13 protein-coding genes and 1 pseudogene are annotated in these 16494 nt (G+C 69.1%); 6 read left to right on the forward strand and 8 right to left on the reverse strand.

All coding sequences use genetic code 11. The annotated features are described in order from the left end of the window. Window positions 1–4 precede the first annotated feature (4 nt). The 6 genes from ABZ855_RS38895 to ABZ855_RS38920 all read right to left on the reverse strand — a co-directional run bounded on the left by ABZ855_RS38895 (window position 5) and on the right by ABZ855_RS38920 (window position 6145). Complete coding sequence (locus ABZ855_RS38895; RefSeq protein WP_319205735.1) at window positions 5–946, reverse strand: alpha-E domain-containing protein; 942 nt, start codon at window positions 944–946, stop codon at window positions 5–7. Beyond that, window positions 943–2487, reverse strand: a complete 1545-nt coding sequence (locus tag ABZ855_RS38900; RefSeq protein ID WP_360815450.1) for a circularly permuted type 2 ATP-grasp protein — start codon at window positions 2485–2487, stop codon at window positions 943–945. The genes ABZ855_RS38895 and ABZ855_RS38900 overlap by 4 nt, the downstream gene beginning before the upstream one ends. A 165-nt stretch (window positions 2488–2652) precedes the next feature. Next, a complete protein-coding gene (locus ABZ855_RS38905) occupies window positions 2653–2862 on the reverse strand; it encodes a hypothetical protein (RefSeq protein ID WP_360815453.1) in 210 nt (69 codons plus the stop codon). Between the two features lie 166 nt (window positions 2863–3028). Then, window positions 3029–3214, reverse strand: coding sequence for a hypothetical protein (locus tag ABZ855_RS38910; protein ID WP_360815456.1), 186 nt, complete (start codon window positions 3212–3214; stop codon window positions 3029–3031). A gap of 121 nt (window positions 3215–3335) precedes the next feature. Continuing rightward, window positions 3336–4550, reverse strand: coding sequence for a helix-turn-helix transcriptional regulator (locus tag ABZ855_RS38915; protein ID WP_360815459.1), 1215 nt, complete (start codon window positions 4548–4550; stop codon window positions 3336–3338). A 179-nt stretch (window positions 4551–4729) separates the two neighbouring features. Then, entirely contained in the window at window positions 4730–6145 is a 1416-nt protein-coding gene (locus tag ABZ855_RS38920; protein ID WP_360815462.1) for a VanZ family protein, read from the reverse strand. Window positions 6146–6756: 611 nt separating this feature from the next. Between ABZ855_RS38920 and ABZ855_RS38925 the strand changes: the two genes are divergently transcribed. Next, window positions 6757–7911 carry a helix-turn-helix transcriptional regulator gene (locus ABZ855_RS38925; RefSeq protein ID WP_360815465.1) on the forward strand — a complete coding sequence of 385 codons (1155 nt, stop codon included), beginning with the start codon at window positions 6757–6759 and terminating at the stop codon, window positions 7909–7911. Here the strand turns inward: ABZ855_RS38925 and ABZ855_RS38930 are convergent. Together ABZ855_RS38930 and ABZ855_RS38935 are read right to left on the reverse strand one after the other, a co-directional pair. After that, window positions 7886–8839: pseudogene (locus ABZ855_RS38930) on the reverse strand (helix-turn-helix transcriptional regulator); the annotation flags it as partial. The gene ABZ855_RS38925 and the pseudogene ABZ855_RS38930 overlap by 26 nt on opposite strands. 17 nt (window positions 8840–8856) lie before the next feature. After that, window positions 8857–9840, reverse strand: a complete 984-nt coding sequence (locus ABZ855_RS38935; RefSeq protein ID WP_360815468.1) for a helix-turn-helix transcriptional regulator — start codon at window positions 9838–9840, stop codon at window positions 8857–8859. A 339-nt stretch (window positions 9841–10179) separates the two neighbouring features. On the opposite strand from ABZ855_RS38935, the gene ABZ855_RS38940 reads away from it, so the two are divergent. The 5 genes from ABZ855_RS38940 to ABZ855_RS38960 all read left to right on the forward strand — a co-directional run bounded on the left by ABZ855_RS38940 (window position 10180) and on the right by ABZ855_RS38960 (window position 16363). Beyond that, window positions 10180–10542 carry a hypothetical protein gene (locus ABZ855_RS38940; RefSeq protein ID WP_360815471.1) on the forward strand — a complete coding sequence of 121 codons (363 nt, stop codon included), beginning with the start codon at window positions 10180–10182 and terminating at the stop codon, window positions 10540–10542. Window positions 10543–10899: 357 nt separating this feature from the next. After that, window positions 10900–13497: an ATP-dependent chaperone ClpB gene (clpB, locus tag ABZ855_RS38945; RefSeq protein ID WP_360815473.1), complete on the forward strand. Its 2598-nt coding sequence runs from the start codon at window positions 10900–10902 to the stop codon at window positions 13495–13497. Between the two features lie 183 nt (window positions 13498–13680). Beyond that, window positions 13681–14211, forward strand: a complete 531-nt coding sequence (locus ABZ855_RS38950) for a YbjN domain-containing protein (RefSeq protein ID WP_360815475.1) — start codon at window positions 13681–13683, stop codon at window positions 14209–14211. Window positions 14212–14620: 409 nt separating this feature from the next. Continuing rightward, the gene (locus ABZ855_RS38955) at window positions 14621–15526 is read left to right on the forward strand and encodes a hypothetical protein (protein WP_360815478.1); all 906 of its coding nucleotides are present in this window, start codon (window positions 14621–14623) and stop codon (window positions 15524–15526) included. A gap of 339 nt (window positions 15527–15865) precedes the next feature. Then, a complete protein-coding gene (locus ABZ855_RS38960) occupies window positions 15866–16363 on the forward strand; it encodes a GNAT family N-acetyltransferase (RefSeq protein ID WP_360815481.1) in 498 nt (165 codons plus the stop codon). The last annotated feature ends 131 nt before the right edge of the window (window positions 16364–16494 follow it).

Genomic DNA, 16494 nt, shown 5'->3' on the forward strand with positions numbered 1-16494 from the left:
GTCGTCATACCGCTCGCGCTCCTTCCTGGGCCCACTCCACGGGCCCCTGGTACGGGAAGAACCTCTCCGCGACCGCCTCCGCGGAGGCCATGCAGGCGACCTGCAAGTCCCTTAGCAGTGAGGGGAGTTGTTCTTCCAGGGCCTGTGAGTCCAGGTACTCGAGTCTGGTGCGCAGACGTCCGATCGGGCGCCGGGCCGGGTCCTGGCGCGGGCGTCCGAGCGCCGCGAGGCACTCCTCCGCCGTCGTCAGGGCGTGCAGCGCCGAGCGCGGGAAGTCCCGGTCCAGGAGCAGGAATTCGGCCACTCTCGGGGTGTCCCCGAAGCCGCTGTACACCCGCGCGTACGCCTCGTCCGCGCCGCTCGCGCTCAGCAGCGTGGGCCAGTCGGGGGCGTGGGCGGCGTCCAACACCCGTACCGACAGCAGCCGTACGGTCATGTCCACCCGCTCCAGGCTGCGCCCGAGGACGACGAACCGCCAGCTGTCGTCCCGGCTCATCGTGGAGTCGGCGAGACCGAAGAAGAGGGCCGACCGGCGCCGTACGAGCTCCAAGTAGGCGTAGGGGCCCGTGCGTCGGGCCGCGAGGCGCTGGTCGGCGAGGGCGTGCCAGGTGGAGTTGAGGCACTCCCACATCTCCGAGGAGACGGCTTCCCGGGCGCTTCTCGCGTTGAGCCGCGCCGCACCCAGCGCGCCCTCGATCGAGCACGTCGAGCGGGCGTCGAAGGCGAGCTGGTCCAACACCTGCTGCATGTCGACGGGTTGGGCGCCCGCGTCGACGCCGAGGATCGCGTACAGGGAGCGGCAGGCCACGTCCTCGTCGCGCCAGGGGTCCTCGAGGAGGCGGTGCAGATAGGCGTCCAGGATGCGGCCCGTGGCGTCGGCCCGCTCCACGTAACGGCCCGTCCACGTCAGGGCCTCGGCTATCCGGGAGAGGATCACGTCGTTCACTGCTGTTGCGCCCCTTCCTGTACGAGGTTCAGGTTGCCGTCGGGTCCGTGCTGGCGCGGGGCGACCTCGGGAAGCGTGGCGGCCGGCTCGGGGTAGGGGGTCTCGGTGGGGCCCTCGGCGAGTACCCAGGTGTCCTTGGAGCCGCCGCCCTGGCTGGAGTTGACGATCAGGTTGCCCTCCTGGAGGGCGACGCGGGTCAGCCCGCCCGGCAGCACCCACACATCGTTGCCGTCGTTCACGGCGAACGGACGCAGGTCGATGTGGCGCGGCGCCATCCGCTCGCCGGCCAGGGTCGGGGAGGTGGAGAGGGCTACCGGCCGCTGGGCGATCCACCCCCGGGGATCGGCGGCAACGGCCTCCCGGGTCCGCTCCAGCGTCTCCCTGTCCGCCTTCGGCCCGATGACGATGCCCTGGCCGCCGGCGCCGTCGACGGGCTTGATGACGAGCTGGTCGATCTGGTCGAGCACGGCGTCCAACTGCCCCGGTTCATCCGGACGGAACGACTCGACATTCGGAAGAATCGGTTCTTCGGAGAGGTAGTACCTGATCAGATCGGGTACGTAGGTGTAGAGCAGCTTGTCGTCGGCGATGCCGTTGCCGACGGCGTTCGCGAGGGTCACGGTCCCCGCCTGGGCGGCACTCAGGATGCCCGGGCAGCCGATCACCGAGTCGGGCCGGAAGTGGAGCGGATCGAGGAAGTCGTCGTCGAGCCGCCGGTATACGACATGGACGGGCACCTCACCGCGCGTGGTCCGCATCCACACCCGGTTCTTACGGCACACCAGATCGTGCCCCTCGACCAGTTGCACGCCCATCAGCCGGGCCAGCAGGGCGTGTTCGAAGTAGGCGGCGTTGCTCGGCCCGGGGGTCAGGACCACGACCCGCGGATCGGCGGTCCCGTCCGGCGCGGCGGCGCGCAGGGCGGCCAGCAGGCGCTGCGCGTAGCCGTCGACGGGGACGACGTGCTGCTCGGCGAAGAGGGACGGGAAGATGCGGGTCATGGCCCGCCGGTTCTCGATGACGTACGACACCCCGGACGGCACCCGGACGTTGTCCTCGAGCACCCGGAAGTCCCCGGCCTCGTCCCGTACGAGGTCGATGCCGGCGACGTGAATGCGCACACCGCCGGGCGGCGCGATGCCCTGGGCGGCGCGATGGAAATGAGCCGAACTGAGCAGCAGCCGCCAGGGCACGACCCCGTCCTCGAAGGCCCGGCAGTGCCCGTAGGCGTCCGCGAGATAGGCCTCCAGCGCCCGCACCCGCTGGGCGACCCCGCGCTGGATGAGATCCCACTCCAGCGCGTCGAGGATTCTCGGTACGAGGTCCAGTGGCCAGGGTCTTTCCTCACCCGCGAACGCGTAGGTCACCCCGCGGTCGGTGAACGCCCGGGCCATCTGGTCCGCCCGGAAGCGCAGCTCGGTCGGCTCGATGGGCTGGAGCGCCGCCAGTACCGGCTCATAGGCGGCCCTGACCTCACCCGGCCGCACAAACATCTCGTCCCACGCGTCGGCCAACGCGTATGCGTCAAATATGTCCGCCATGACCTGACGGTAGGGGCGGGAGGTAACGGGACGATCTCCGAGTGGTTTCCGGAAGCTTGCGCGAAAAGCGTGGTACGCGCTTTCTCGTCGGACGGGGGGCGGTGTCCGGTTTATCCAGGGGGAGTTGGGTTCCGCACGGCGGTGACCTGCTGTCAGGCGCCGTCTTCACCGGTGGGAACTGGCTGTCGTGCACGGTTCCGCCAGCCGGCAGGTGTGGGCGCCCATACGGACGTTGCAGTCGGACACCCGCGAGTAGTCGCCCACGCTCCGGGCCTGTGTCCGCTGCCTGCCGAGGCTCGCGCACACCACACAGCCCGGTGTCGGCTCGGGCGGTACGGCGGGCATCTGCAGCAGGTACGACGTCGCCGTGGTCATGCGGACTCCTTGTGGCAGGTGCAGGTGCAGGTACAGCGGGCGATGAGGAGGATGCCGGTGGAGTGTGGGAGGGAAACGTCCCGTGTCTGGCGGCACATCGCGTGAACGTCCTGGTAGCCGGGCTCCTGGCCGACTGTGCACTCCGTGGACAGGTTGGCGGGGGCGGTCACGGCTGGTCCGCGATAGGGGTGAGGTCGTAGGCCTGTCGGCATGAGCGGCAGGCGAAGAGCCGGGCGCCGGACGTGTCGCGTACCGGGCGGGCGGTGTTGCTGTACGCCTCGTGCCAGGCGCACCAGGCGATGCCCGTGCGGGGGATGGCAGGGCGTTGTTCCGGCTGCACAGGCTCGGGCATGTCGGCTCCAACCAGTCGTCCATGCCCCGGACCGTTCGCGTGGTCGCGGGGGCACTGTCCGTCTTATGGAATCGGCGCGCTGTGCAGCGTGACAGGGATGTGGCGTCCCAGTTTTACGACGCTATGCGCCAATCCCCAGAAACTCTGCCAACGGCCGGAGCCCCGGCGGGTGATGAGGGAGTGCCCACAGGTCGCGCACGATGGCCACGGCCAGCGTGTGGTGCCGCATCCACGTCGGCGCCACACGGCGCAGCGACTCCAATGCCTTCACGGCCCCCGCCGCGTCCCCGAGGTCAGTATGGGCTCGGGCTACGTCCAGCAGCAGCCACGTCCGCCAGGACGGAGGCACGTCCTTGCCCAGCCGCATTCCCTTCGCCAGGGTCAGGGCATCCTCGGGGTGGCCGTACTGGACGGCCAGCCGGACGCGCTCGATGCGTACCGATGACGGGCTGAACACGCTGACCATGCGGCTGTCGCTGCCCTGCGGCAGCTTGGCCACCCGGGCCGCTTCGTTCTCCGCGTGCGCCATCAAGGCAGAGGCCCGGTCGTAGTCATTGCTACGTGCGGCAGACGTCGCGGCGGACATCGTCAGCGCGCCCCAGACTTTCAGGCCGTCAGCAGTAGCCGTGTGCCCGCTGTCCCTGATGTCGTCTGCGACGCGCAGGGCGATACTCAGGGCGTCACCGAGGCGCCCCTGCCGCTGGTACGTCCAGGCGACGGAGTTGACGATCATGGGGCGTAGCAGGGGGTCGGAGGATCGCTCGGCAGCGTCTATGGCGCGCTCCAGACTGACGAGCGCGAGATCCGTCTTCCCCATCCGCACGGCGACGTGACCGGCGAGCTGGAGAGCTTTGCCCAGCGCTGCGAAACCGGCGCCCCGATCGTCTCCGTTGGCCGAGACCGCGGCCGCGCGCGCACCCGAGATCATGTCAGGCAGCGATTTCATCACCGTGTCGAACTCGGCCGCGTGGTACTGCGTCCAGCCGTCCGCGATCTGCTCACGCAGGTCGGCCAGTGAAAAGTCCGGTCCTGGCGGCTCCAGCTCCGGCCCCCAGAGCGCCGGCATGATGGCACGCCGCACCGCCACGAAGCGCGGCCCGTCGTTTTCTGCCGTCGAGGAGACGGCAGGAGGGTCCCCCAGGAGTGTCGTCAGTTCTACGCCGAGGCCGTTCGCCAGCGCGTGCAGCGTGGGCAGGCGAGCCGAATGCTTCCGGCGCTGTTCGAGCTGACGGATCACGTCGACGGATACGCCAGATCGCTCGGCCAGTTCCTCTTGCGTCAGAGACGCCAGGCGGCGCAGGCGGCGGAGAACCCGCCCCAGGTCTTCGTTTGCCACGCCGCCACGGTACGCGTGACCTCATCCGGACAGGCGAGGTACGTGCTTTCTCCGACAGACCGGGGCGGTATCCGGTTTGTTATGGGGTGGCGAGCGCGGCGGGGCGGTGAGGGGCCGTCAGCCGATGTTCATGCCGTCGGACGATATTTGCCCCGTCGTCCTCTCGTCCCGTCGTGCCGCTATGCCGCGGGGTACTGGCTGTCGTGGACGGTTCCGTCGATGGCGTCGACCCATGCTGTGGTCTGCGAGTCGGCGCCGGATCCGACTGCGGAGCCGACTCCGGCGCTGGAGTCGGCCTCTTCTCCGCTGCCTGTGCCGATGCTGATGAGCCACTCGGGCCGCCAGCCGTTGCCCCGGTCGATGGCCTTGAGGGTGGTGGCGTGAGCTTCGAGGCCCGACGGTCCGCGTCCGCTCCGGGCGCTCTGTGCGTTCTCCTGCCGGACGACTACCTGCTCGGCCTGCTCGGCGCTGAGCCGGGGCTCGGGCAGGTCGTCGAGGTGGGTGGGCCCCTCGGTGACGTCGATCTGGGAGACGCGCCCGGCGCGGTTGATCTGGACATCGAGCGTGCGGGGCATGAGGATGCCGCCTTCGCCTTCCCTGTCGAAGAAGCGCCAACTGGTCAGCCAGCCGAAGGTGGCCTTTTTTCCGACGGGGTACGTTTTGCGACTGGTGGCGTGCGCTGCCCAGGGATAGTGGTCGCGCATGTACCGGTCGGCGATGCGGGCCGCGTCGTCCTTGCCGCGAGGCGTGGTGGCACCGGAGACAGGGAAGCTGCCTGGTCCTGGGACATCCCTTTGCTCCAGAAGGATGTTGAGGTGACGGCGGGTGGGCCAGGCCAGGGTTGCGATGCCTTCGTCCGCGACGTGGAAGAAGAGGTTGGTGCAGCGGACGCCCACGCAGGGCTGCACGTAGACGTGGCTGATTTGGTAGCGGTCGCCGAAGGCCTGGCGGGCGGCCTCGTGTGCGGCCTGTCGCTGGGTACCGTCGGCACTGCTGAGGCCTGTGCCGTCGTAGTTCAGTGGGGTGATGGCAGTCCGGAACACACCGATCCCCGCCAGCCCGAGGGCCAAGGCGGCGAAAAAGGCCGGTTTTGCCCAGCCCCGCCAGTCGAGTGTGCGGCGGCCGGCGGCGAGGAGGACGCCAGCGGCCAGGGCGCCGAGAACGCCGCCGACGATGTTCATCTCGGCGTCGGAGCTGTCGCAACTACGGCTGATGCCAGGCACGAGTGCCTGTGCGAGTTCGATGGCGCACGGCAGGACAGTTACTCCCACGAGCGCGGGGGCAGGCTTGCGCAGAGCGAGCAGGGCGAAAAATCCGACCGGGAGGAACATTCCCAGGTTCCAGATGCCCTGGGTGGTGTGAAAGGGCTCAGCGAACTGGTGGTTGACCACGCATTGGCCGCTCGGTACGTCGCTTCCCCCGAAGGACGTGACACCGAGAACTCCGACCAGAGTGGCGGCGAGGGCGGCCCACCACGTGCGGTGCGGGGCGCCCAGACGGACGCTCAACCGCCAGGCCAGGGCGCTGGTAGCCAGGGCTACGGCGCACAGGGCGGCGAGGAAACCGTAGTGGTCTTGGAAGATCGCGGTGAACACAGAGGAAGTCTTTCCGAGGCGAGGCAGGGGCGCGCGCCCCGTTGAGTCCGGGCGGGGCGCGGGTCGTGCCGTAGGGGTCAGAAATGGACGGGTACTGCCGTTGGATCGCGGGCTGCGTGGATCGCACGCCGGTGGCCGCGGCCCAGTGCAACTCCTCGCACGCGGGACCACGACCACGCCGTCTGTCTGACGATCGAGGACCAGGGCATCCTTATGCCCGCCGCTTCCTCGCCGCCTGCCTGAGGACACACCGCCACGCCCTCGGACCCGACGGCCTCTCCTCTCCTCACCCGTCGCATAGGGCGGGCCAGTTGTGGGCATGCTTGTGGCCCCGGCTGGATGGGGGACATCCGGCCGAGGCCGCTTCAGGGCGTTCCCCCGTTCGCGCCTTTCGGCGCCCCCGTTTCGCCCTGGGAAGCGCCTTCAACAATGCCCTTAAGGGCAACGCCCCACTACCGTCAGCTTGTTGCAGGGGCACGGGCGGAGGAGGGGCGAAAGTCGGACATAGTAAGGGGATTGGGGGCGCCCGGCGGGTCGAGCCGTGTTGCGGAGCACGTCCCGGCCGCGCATAGTTGCGCTGCAGAGGGCTGGAACCAGTGGTGGGATGGGCGATGGCCGGGCACGGGACGGACGAGCATCCACACGGTGCTGACCGACTGTGCGAGGCCGGGGATCAGGTGTATTCCCGGGCCGTACGGCGGGGCCGTGTGCGGCGCGTGGACGCCGAGGCTGTGCCGTGCCTGCTCGAACTCGCCCTGCTGCACCCCGACCCCGACGACATGGCCTGGCTGGTGCCGACGTCCCCGCAGGAGGTCATGACCCGGCTGCTGCGCGGGGTCTACGACGAGGTCAGCGAGAGTCAGCGGCGCGTCGGCTCCGCCGTAGCCGCTTTCGAGCGGTACACGGCCCTGGGCGAACAGGGCCAGTCCCCCGGCCCAAGTGCCGGCACGGGCGAGGGCGCCGCGCTTCGCGTTCTGGATGGTCTCGCCCGTATCCAGGCCGCGATGGACGAGGCGACCCAGGCGTGTACGACCGAGGTGCTCACCGTTCAGCCGGGTGGCATTCGCCGTGAGTACGAACTGTCGGAGGGCCTGCACCGGGCGCTCGAACTGCGCGGACGCGGCGTGCGGATGCGCGGCCTGTACAACCATGTGGCCCGGCACGGCCAGGGGCTGCTCAACTACTTGGAACTGGTGGGCGGAGCCGCCGAAGCGCGCACCCTCGACGAGGTCGTCGAGCGGTTGATCCTCTTCGACCGCACGGTGGCCTTCATCCCGGCGAACACGGAGCGGACGGTCGCGCTGGAGATCCGGCACCCGGCGCTGGTGCAGTACCTCGTCACGGTGTTCGACCGGCTGTGGCGCCTCGCCGTCCCGCTGACGGCCCCGCTGCCCGACACGGGCATCGAGGGCATCTCCCACCGGGAGCGGTCCATCGCCGCCCTGCTCGCGGAGGGCCACCAGGACGCCATGGTCGCGGAACGCCTGGGCATCAGCGTCCGTACGTGCCGGGCACACATCGCACGCCTCTCGGAGACGCTGGGGGCGGCGAGCCGGACGCAGCTGGGGGTACGGATCGCACAGGCGGGCCTGGATGGGCCGCCGGGAGCAGCCGCCGAGCCGGGCGCGGGCCCGGCGCTCAGTCTTCCGGCGCGGACGACCCCGACCGCGACCCCGGCCCCGACCCCGACCTCGATTCCTGCTCCCGCTCCGGCTCCTCCGGCTCCGGCTCCGGCCCCGGCTCCAGAATCCCCGACTGCCCGATGAGGTAGCCGAGTTGCGCGCGGCTCTCGCTGCCCAGGGTGGCGGCCAGCTTGGCGATGTGGACGCGGGCGGTACGGATGTTCATGCCGAGCCGGCCGGCGATCACGGCGTCGGTGTGGCCCTCGACGAGGAGGCCGGCGATGGCCCGTTGGCGGGGCGTGACGCCGTTGAGGGTCGGGGGCCGGACGGCCTGGGGATACATGGGAGTGGCCAGGCCCCACAGCCGTTCGAAAGTGGTGACGAAGTACTGGACGAGGACCGGGTGACGGATCTCCAGTGCGAGGGTCCGGTCTTTGTTGGCGGGGATGAAGGCGACGGTCCGGTCCATGATGATGAGGCGGTCGGTGACCTCGTCCAGGGAGCGGGCCTCGGCGTCGCCCTTCAGCGTCTCGTAGCGGGCGCGGATCGTGGGGGAGTGGCGGACCGTGTGCTGGTAGAGGGTGCGGATGCGGGCGCCTCGGTCGAGGACGGCCTGGTCGCGTTCCAGGGCGGTCAGGGTCCTGGAGAGCAGGCCCGTGTGGGGCTGGATGGTGAGGAGTTCGTCGGAGACTTCCGTCAGGGTGCGGGCGATGATCTCGTTGATCCGGTCGAAGCCGCTGTGGAGGCTGATCATGGGCGTCTCGGTCGCCGCGTCCGGGACGTCGAGATGCATCAGCGGCTCGAACGCCTCGGCCAGCAGCGCCTCCTGCCGTCGCCTTCTGGCAACCGCCTCCGCGCTCTCGCGCAGTAACCGGGGAAGAGCCACCGCGGGGGCCAGCGGGCGCAGTCGGAGCGGGTTCTCGATGTCCGGCTGGAGCAGCCCGAAGTCGAGCAGGCAGGGGGTGTCCGCGGCCTCGCCCGCCGGGACGTGGCCCTCGCGCAGCGCGCGGCCGTACAGGCTCAGGCCGGCCTCGCACAGTTCCTCGGCCCCGTGCGGGTGCCGTGTCGTCACTGGTGACTCCCTAGTGCTCAGTGTTCCTGGTCGAGGATCCCCGACTGCGCGATCAGGAACCCGAGCTGGGCGCGGCTGCCGCTGCCGAGGGCGGTGGCCAGCTTGGCGATGTGGGCGCGGCAGGTGCGTACGTTCATGCCGAGGCGGCGGGCGATGGCCTCGTCGACGTGGCCCTCGATGAGGAGCTTGGCGATGGAGTGCTGGATTTCGGTGATGCCGTCCGGCGCGGTCTCGTAGGGGGCGCCCGCGCTCAGTGGGACCGCGCGGTTCCACATGAATTCGAACACCTTGATGAGATAGCGCACCAGACCCGTGTGCCTCAGCTCGAGGGCCACCTGCCGGTCGTCGCGCACGGGGATGAAGGCAACCGTTTCGTCGCAGATGATGAGACGCTCGACCAGCTCGTCGATCGTGCGGTATTCCACCTTGCCGTCGGCGAACTGGTCCACGTACGCGAGGCGCTCGGGGTTGTAGCGGGCCGTGTGCTGATACAGCGTGCGCAGCTTCACACCACGTTCGATCAGTGGGCGGTCGCGCTCCAGTCCCTGGAGGAGGCTGCGCTCGGGTCGGGCGCCTCCCTGGCTTGGCTGGACGGTGAGCATCTCGGTCTGGCACTGGGCCGTGGCGAGGTTGAGCGCGGCGTTGATCCGGTCGTTGCCCTCCAGCACGGTGATCGCGTGCATGCCGTCGGCCGGCTGGGCGGTGAGGGCCATGAAAGGTTCGAAGGAGTCGACCAGTTCGAGCGAGTGTCTTCTGCGTTCGCTGATCTCGCGCTCTATCGGGTCCAGCCACTGGGTAAGAGCCACCGACGGGGGTACTGGCCGCAACCAGGTGGGGTCGTCGGGATCGGGTTGCAGAAGAGCGAACTCCATCAGGCACGGAGCAGTCGAAACGTCCGAACGGGAGACACGCCCGGTGCGCAGTGCGGCTGCATAAAGACGGCTGCCGTCCTCGCACAACTCGGTCACCGCATGGGGATGTGTCTCTTTAGTCCGATTCATCACCAAATCTCCACCCCCCAGGGTCCTGAACGTGCAGGAACATGATGCATCGATTGTGTGGCCATGACGTGCCCGAATGAGCCATCGTCTTACTCGACGGGGGAAAGAGGGACCTTCAAGTGAGGACGAAGCCGATTATGAGTAAGAAAATGCTTCGCTGGGCGCTTGTCGCCGCCTTCTCTGCCGTTGCGACCTTCGGAGCACTGGGTGGCCTCTCCGGTGCGGAGGGTGACAGTAGGGCGGACAGTGTCTGGCCGCCGTTGACCACGCATGCCGTAGTCGCCGACGACAGCATTGCGAAGTCCTCCGACGGTCTGTTTGACAGCGTTTGGGAATGACATGACGACTCCACCCGACGACCGCTCCTTCCGTCGCGAAATGGCCACGGCCTACCGCTCCGGCTGGCACTTCATCGACCTGGTCACCGCCATCCCCCACAGCGGTGACTCGCTGATGGTGACCGTGTTCGGAGAGCCGGTCGTCGTGACGCGGGACGACGAAGAGGACGTCAGGGCGTACCGGTGTCTGCGGCGGCCTCGGGGGGCGCCGCAGCCCGTGCGGTGTGCCATTCGGTACGGAATGATCTTTGTGAATCTCGACCAGCGTGACCACGGGCTGGACCAGCCTGATATCTCGGACGGCCCCAACCTCCAGGATCTTCAGGACGTCCAGACCATCTCAGCCACCCCCCGCAGTGCCTGACGCGATTCCCCCGTCGCAGTAGATCGCTCAGGTGCTTCCCCCCAGTAGCGGCGTCACCGTGACCTGAACACGGTGACGCCGCTGCTGTTTCCGGGGATATATCGGGACTTGGGCTCCTCTCGGGGAGGGGCCCGGGTGTCCGCCTGCTTGGCTGAAACCAGCCGTTTCCTCGACCCCGTTTGTGCCTCCCGTCCGTCATTCATGACGGGCGGGTTTTTTGTCTGCCCAGCCGCACTCCCAGTCCTCCCGGCCCTCCCCATCCACACCTTGAGTGGAATAGACTCAACTTTGTGTACGTTGGCTGTGTCAGTCATCACGACCGGGGCAGGACCCGTACAGGGAAGGGAGACAGTGACCGTGGACGCCGAGCTGACCAACAGGAGCCGGGACGCCATCAATGCGGCCACCAGCAGGGCCGTGTCCGGGGGGCACCCCGACCTGACCCCGGCGCACCTGCTGCTTGCGCTGCTGAGCGGTGAGGACAACGAGAACATCACCGACCTGCTGGCCGCCGTCGAGGCGGACCAGGCGGCCGTACGGTCCGGTGCCGAGCGTGTTCTCGCGAGCCTGCCCAGCGTGACCGGTTCGACCGTCGCACCCCCGCAGCCCAACCGGGAACTTCTTTCGGTCATCGCCGACGCGGCCGAACGGGCGAAGGAGCTCGGCGACGAGTACCTCTCCACCGAGCATCTCCTCATCGGCATCGCCGCGAAGGGCGGCGCCGCCGGGGACGTACTCTCCCAGCAGGGCGCCGGCGCGAAAAAGCTGCTGGACGCGTTCCAGAAGAGCAGGGGAGGGCGTCGCGTGACCACAGCCGACCCCGAGGGCCAGTACAAGGCCCTGGAGAAGTTCGGTACGGATTTCACGGCCGCCGCCCGTGAGGGCAAGCTCGACCCGGTCATCGGGCGTGACCAGGAGATCCGCCGGGTGGTGCAGGTGCTGTCGCGCCGCACGAAGAACAACCCGGTCCTCATCGGCGAGCCCGGCGTCGGCAAGACGGCCGTCGTCGAAGGCCTCGCCCAGCGCATTGTCAAGGGTGACGTGCCGGAGTCGCTGAAGAACAAGCGGCTGGTTTCGCTGGACCTCGGCGCGATGGTCGCCGGCGCGAAGTACCGGGGCGAGTTCGAGGAGCGGCTGAAGACCGTCCTGGCGGAGATCAAGGACTCCGACGGGCAGATCATCACCTTCATCGACGAGCTGCACACCGTCGTGGGCGCGGGCGCCGGCGGTGACTCCGCCATGGACGCCGGCAACATGCTGAAGCCGATGCTGGCGCGCGGCGAGCTGCGCATGGTCGGCGCGACGACCCTCGACGAGTACCGCGAGCGGATCGAGAAGGACCCCGCCCTGGAGCGCCGCTTCCAGCAGGTCCTGGTGGCGGAGCCGAGCGTCGAGGACACCATCGCGATCCTGCGCGGCCTCAAGGGCCGGTACGAGGCCCACCACAAGGTCGTCATCGCCGACAGCGCGCTGGTCGCGGCGGCGACCCTCTCCGACCGCTACATCACCTCCCGCTTCCTCCCCGACAAGGCGATCGACCTGGTCGACGAGGCGGCGTCGCGGCTGCGCATGGAGATCGACTCCTCGCCCCTCGAGATCGACGAACTCCAGCGCGCCGTCGACCGGTTGAAGATGGAGGAACTCGCGCTCGACAAGGAGACCGACCCGGCCTCGCGCGAGCGCCTCGACCGGCTGCGCCGCGATCTCGCCGACAAGGAGGAGGAGTTGCGCGGTCTGACGGCCCGTTGGGAGAAGGAGAAGCAGTCCCTCAACCGGGTCGGTGAGCTGAAGGAGAAGCTCGACGAACTGCGCGGCCAGGCCGAACGGGCCCAGCGTGACGGCGACTTCGACACCGCCTCCAAACTCCTCTACGGCGAGATCCCCACCCTGGAAAGGGACTTGGAGGCAGCGTCGGAGGCCGAGGAGGAGGCCGCCAGGGACACCATGGTCAAGGAGGAGGTCGGCCCCGACGACATCGCGGACGTCGTCGGCTCCTGGACCGGCATCCCCGCCGGCCGTCTCCTGGAGGGCGAGACCCAGAAACTCCTGCGTATGGAGGAGGAGTTGGGCCGTCGCCTCATCGGTCAGGGCGAGGCCGTACAGGCGGTCTCCGACGCGGTACGGCGGACGCGGGCCGGTATCGCCGACCCCGACCGCCCCACCGGCTCCTTCCTCTTCCTCGGCCCGACGGGCGTCGGCAAGACGGAGCTCGCGAAGGCGCTGGCCGACTTCCTCTTCGACGACGAGCGGGCCATGGTCCGCATCGACATGAGCGAGTACGGCGAGAAGCACAGCGTCGCCAGGCTCGTCGGCGCGCCCCCCGGCTACGTCGGCTACGAGGAGGGCGGCCAGCTGACCGAAGCGGTGCGGCGGCGCCCGTACAGCGTGGTGCTCCTGGACGAGGTCGAGAAGGCCCACCCGGAGGTCTTCGACGTCCTCCTCCAGGTCCTGGACGACGGCCGCCTCACGGACGGCCAGGGCCGTACCGTCGACTTCCGCAACACCATCCTCATCCTGACGTCGAACCTCGGCAGCCAGTTCCTGGTCGAGCCGATGACGTCGGAGGAGGAGAAGAAGCAGCAGGTGCTCGAGGTCGTCCGGGTCTCTTTCAAGCCGGAGTTCCTGAACCGTCTCGACGACCTGGTCGTCTTCTCCGCGCTCAACAGGGCGGAGCTGGAGCGCATCGCGGCCCTCCAGATCGACCGGCTCGCCAAGCGACTCGCCGAACGCCGCCTCACCCTCGACATCACCCCGGCGGCCCTGGCCTGGCTCGCCGACGAGGGCAACGACCCCGCGTACGGCGCCCGCCCGCTGCGCCGACTGATCCAGACGGCGATCGGCGACCGCCTCGCCAAGGAGATCCTGGCGGGCGAGGTCAAGGACGGCGACACGGTACGGGTGGACGCGTTCGGGGACGGGCTGATCGTGGGCCCGGCGACCGGCAAGACGCTGTAGTCGAACTCGACGGCAGGGGCCCCTGCGGGTGTCCCGTGGATCTTCATACGCTGATTTCGGACGCCTCGGGCCGACGCACGCGGGCGGCTGTTGCCGCTCGGGGGCGAAGCAGGAGAGGGTGGGGCGTGTAGGTCTGGTCTCAGCGATGGCCGGACGAGCCAGACGAGTGCAGGAGTGTTCCGTATGACCATCGACCCGTCCTCGATTCCGAACTTCGGGGGCCAGCCCGAGCCGCAGCCCGGCGGCCCGGCGGGCCCCGTCGTCCCGGATCAGGACCTTGTGAAGCAGCTCCTCGAGCAGATGGAGCTGAAGTACGTCGTCGACGACGAGGGTGACCTCGCGGCGCCGTGGGAGCAGTTCCGTACGTACTTCATGTTCCGTGGTGAGGGCGACCAGCAGGTCTTCTCGGTGCGGACCTTCTACGACCGCCCCCACCAGATCGAGCAGAAGCCCCTGCTTCTCGAGTCGATCGACGACTGGAACCGCCGGACCCTGTGGCCCAAGGTCTACAGCCACACCCACGACGACGGCACCGTCCGCCTCATCGGCGAGGCGCAGATGCTGATCGGGACGGGCGTCAGCCTGGAGCACTTCGTGTCGTCGACGGTGAGCTGGGTACGGGCCGCGATCGAGTTCGACAAGTGGCTCATCGAGCAGCTGGGCCTGGAAGAGGAGATCGACGAGGCGGAGAAGCCCGAGGGCGACGAAGAGTAGGTCTCCCCGCACGCCTGTGGATCAGGGAGCCCGGCCGGGAGGCCGGGCTCTCGCCGTTTCCGGGCCGGCCACTGCCGAGGCGACCGGTACCGGGGCGGCCGGGGCCCGGTCTTCGTCCGGTGTCACGGGGCCACCGGGGCCTGGTCCGTCGGGGTCCGGTGGGCTCCTGACCTCCCTAGAGAACCGGGAGAAAGAACCACTACAAAGGAGGCGGGGAAGCTACCCGCCCACCCTCCCTCCCCGCACGCGAGGCGCGCGTCACACGCGCGTCACCCGTCCGAGTGACCGGCTTGCGGGCGCGGGATGTGGGCGGTTACGTTCGCCGCGACAACCGCACAAAGACTTCGGCCCCCGCCGGGACTGCAATCCCGAACGAGGGCCTGACCAAACAGGAAGCAAGACCTTCCCAATGGCTGAGCCGCAGTCTAACGCGCGCATGCGCGCCGACGCCGGAGCTCCCACCTCCGGCGTGATCCACGTACGCACCCGCCTCACGGCCGACTTCACCGTGATCTCCAACGCCCTCGCCCAACGACGCGGCAGCGCCGTCACCGTAGGCGTCGCGGCCTACATCCACTCCCTGCCCGACAGCGCCCCCGTGACCATCGCCGCCCTGTGCAAGCACTTCGACGAGGGCGAGATCCTCATCTCCCGGGCACTCAGGGAACTCGAAGCCGCCGGATACCTGGAACGCCGCCGCGAACGCCTCTCCACCGGCCAGATCCGCACACGGACGTACTTCTACGACGTCCCACGCCTCGATCGCCTCGATCGCGACCCGCGCCCGTCCCTGACACAGGCCACCGTCGCTGCGGCTCCACCCGCGCCGGTGCCCGTGTCCGCGCCTGTGGAGCCTGCGGAGCCCGTGGAACCCGTGGAGGAAACGGTCGCGGTGCCCGTAGAGGCCGAGGCGCCGATCTCGATGGCGGACGCCGACCCGCAAGCCATCGCCGTACTCGCCGGTCTGCGCCGCATCGACCCCCGCCTCGCCCTGACCGAACAGGAAGCAGCCCGCCTCGCCCCCGGCGTCAGCAGGTGGCTCGCGGCAGGCATCCGGCCCACACACATCACCGACCACCTCACCGCACGGCTCCCGGACACCTTCCTGACCCGCCCGGCGGGCATCCTCGCCTACCGGCTCAAGGAGACACCCCTCGCCCCGTCCGAGCCGACCAGAAGCGCAGGACCCGCCGTGCATCCGACCTCGGCGCGGCTCCTGCAGAACTGCGACGGCTGCGACAGGGCGTTCCGCGCGACGGAACCCGGCCGTTGCCGGGACTGCCGGTCCCGAGCGGCCGGACACCTTGCCGCGTGAGTCAGGTGCCCGAGGTGTTCCGGTGGGTGCGTCACCTGGACGACGAGGAAGTCCGGGAATTCACCGTCGAGCTCGGACGCGTCGTCCGACGCGGCTGAGCTGGGCGCCAGGGAGACGGTGCGTCGAGCGATCGTCTCGTGGCGGGCGACTGCCCGGGTCAACGCTGACCCTGAGCAGCTCAGGGAAGCCCTCCGCCCGCTTGGCGACGTCGACCTCGGCCCGGTCGAGGTGCGCGGGTGAGCCTGAAGAAAGGCGATCGGGTGGCAGGACTGAACGGCCTCGTTTGCGTGGTTGTAATCAACTTGCTGCCCGTCCCGTCGGGCGGGCAAGGTCTGGATCATGCTTGAGCTACGCACCTTGGGATCAGACGACTGGCCCCTTTGGCGGGAGTTGCGACTGTCCGCGCTCGCTGAGGCGCCCTACGCGTTCGGATCGACGCTGGCTCAGTGGCAGGGCTCCGGCGACCGAGAGGAACGCTGGCGTGCCCGTCTGTCGATACCTGGCGCGCACGATCTTGTCGCGCTCCTCGACGGCCTTCCGGTGGGCATGGCCAGCGGAGTGCCGGGCGAGGGAGCGGAGAACGTGGAGTTGATCTCGCTGTGGGTCAACCCCACGGCTCGGGGCAAGGGCGTGGGTGACTGCTTGATCCAGGCGGTCGAGCGGTGGGGGGCGGAGCGCGGTGCGACGACGCTGCGGTTGTCCGTCAAGCCGGACAACCGCAAGGCGACCGCGCTCTATGAGCGGAATGGTTTCACGGACACGGATGAGCCTGGCGATCTTCTGCCCGATGGCGTTGGCAGGGAGCGGGTCATGGCGAAGAGCCTGACCTCTGTCTGATCTCCACCCCAGCGAATGCCCTTCTCGCTGCGGATGCCTCGATCGAGCGGACCGCGTACCCGCGGTTCAAGCGGCTGATCACGCACTTGGACTGGGTGGATGCCCGGCATCACCGTCCGGCGCGGTGACGT

Source organism: Streptomyces sp. NPDC047042 (genome assembly GCF_040644035.1).
Classification (GTDB): Bacteria; Actinomycetota; Actinomycetes; order Streptomycetales; family Streptomycetaceae; genus Streptomyces.

Bases quoted from the DNA above. Each gene is read 5' to 3' on its own strand.
- ABZ855_RS38960 (WP_360815481.1), top strand. From the start codon at position 15,866: ATGCTTGAGCTACGCACCTTGGGATCAGACGACTGGCCCCTTTGGCGG.
- ABZ855_RS38900 (WP_360815450.1), bottom strand. From the start codon at position 2,487: ATGGCGGACATATTTGACGCATACGCGTTGGCCGACGCGTGGGACGAG.
- ABZ855_RS38935 (WP_360815468.1), bottom strand. From the start codon at position 9,840: ATGAATCGGACTAAAGAGACACATCCCCATGCGGTGACCGAGTTGTGC.
- ABZ855_RS38955 (WP_360815478.1), top strand. From the start codon at position 14,621: ATGGCTGAGCCGCAGTCTAACGCGCGCATGCGCGCCGACGCCGGAGCT.
- ABZ855_RS38950 (WP_360815475.1), top strand. From the start codon at position 13,681: ATGACCATCGACCCGTCCTCGATTCCGAACTTCGGGGGCCAGCCCGAG.
- ABZ855_RS38910 (WP_360815456.1), bottom strand. From the start codon at position 3,214: ATGCCCGAGCCTGTGCAGCCGGAACAACGCCCTGCCATCCCCCGCACG.
- ABZ855_RS38905 (WP_360815453.1), bottom strand. From the start codon at position 2,862: ATGACCACGGCGACGTCGTACCTGCTGCAGATGCCCGCCGTACCGCCC.
- ABZ855_RS38940 (WP_360815471.1), top strand. From the start codon at position 10,180: ATGACGACTCCACCCGACGACCGCTCCTTCCGTCGCGAAATGGCCACG.
- ABZ855_RS38925 (WP_360815465.1), top strand. From the start codon at position 6,757: ATGGCCGGGCACGGGACGGACGAGCATCCACACGGTGCTGACCGACTG.